This window comes from Aurantimonas manganoxydans SI85-9A1, from assembly GCF_000153465.1.
Classification (GTDB): domain Bacteria; phylum Pseudomonadota; class Alphaproteobacteria; order Rhizobiales; family Rhizobiaceae; genus Aurantimonas; species Aurantimonas manganoxydans.
The window spans coordinates 1-1,364 of record NZ_AAPJ01000021.1 but is presented as its reverse complement, the minus strand read 5'-3'; the positions used below and the strand labels follow the sequence as shown (position 1 = coordinate 1,364).

Sequence of the window (1,364 nt, the reverse complement as noted above, 5' to 3'; positions counted from 1 at the left end):
GGCGGCGGCATCGGTCGCCACCCCGCATCTGGCCGAACTCCTGACCCTGTTCTCGCCGGCCTTCCCGATCGGCGCCTTCGCCTGGTCGCACGGGCTGGAAACGGCGGTGGCCGAGCGCGTCCTGACGGACGGGGCATCGGTAGAGGCCTGGGTGCGGGTGCTGCTCGATCGCGGCAGCGGCTGGAACGACGCCGTGCTGCTGGTCGAGGCCTACGCCGCGCATCAGGCAGGCGACGCGGCCCGATTCGCGGCCGTCGCGGAGCTCGCCGAGGCGCTGGCCGGCAGTGCCGAACGCCGCGCCGAGACGCTGGCGCTAGGCGCCGCCTTCGCCGAAGCATCGCAGCCATGGGCGGGAACCGGCGAAGCGGAGCGTAGGGAAGGCGCCGACGCCGTCGCCTATCCGGTCGCGGTCGGGCGGCTCGCCGCCGAAGCCGGCTTCGGGCTGGACGAGACGCTGCTGGCCTTCGTGCACGGCTTTGCCGCGTCGCTGGTGTCGGCGGCGGTGCGGCTGGTGCCGCTGGCCCAGAGCGAGGCGGTGCGGATCCTGCGGCGGCTGGAGCCCGACATTCGAGCCCTGACCGAGCGGGCGGGCCGCTCGACTCTGGACGATCTCGGCTCGGCGGCGCTAGGGTCGGACATTGCCGCACGCCATTCCACGGATCACGCAGCGTCGCTGGAGCTATCCACCGCCGCCGCACGCCCGGCAACCCTCGGCCTCCGGCGCCTGCCGCCGACTGCACAGAATCCTAGAGGCGCGCCCGCAGAATTGCAAAATATTGCGTCACGTGCATAGATTTTCATGCCGCTGCGAAAACCGCTGGCGGCTGCGGGCATACGAGACGCTCATGGCCTTCACCCTCTCGATCAGCACCAATCCGCTGGTCAATCGCTATGCCGAGCCCGAGGATCTGATGACGGTCGTCGCCGACGAGATCGGCATCGGCCATCTTCAACTCACCCATGAATTCCTCAACCCGTCCTGGCCTGCCGGCACGCTCCGGCCGCTCGTCGCCCGCATGGCCACTGCGGCGGCCGCCAATGGCGTCTCCGTCACCTCCCTGATGACCGGCCCCTATGGGCGCCTCAACCATTTCGGCCATCCCGACCCGGGCGTGCGCGCCTATACCATCGCCTGGTTCAAGACCCTCGCCGACATCGCCGCCGATCTCGGTTGCCCGGCCATCGGCACACAATTCGCCATCATGACCTACCGGGATTTCGACGATCCCGACCGCCGCGAGGCCCTCATGCGGGCCGCCCTCGACGGCTGGGCCGATGTCGCCGCCCATGCCGCCGGACGCGGCCTGACCTGGATGTTCTGGGAGCCGATGTCCGTCGGCCGCGAATTCGGCCACACGCTCGAC

Annotated in this window: 2 protein-coding genes; both read left to right on the top strand. The window is 70.2% G+C overall.

All coding sequences use genetic code 11. From position 1 onward, the window contains the following. The coding region (locus SI859A1_RS00155; RefSeq protein ID WP_009207872.1) for an urease accessory protein UreF at positions 1-793 on the top strand (793 nt) is incomplete at its 5' end. Between the two features lie 52 nt (positions 794-845). Next, positions 846-1,364, top strand: a 519-nt coding sequence (locus tag SI859A1_RS00150; RefSeq protein ID WP_009207871.1) for a TIM barrel protein, incomplete at its 3' end; no start/stop codon positions are given.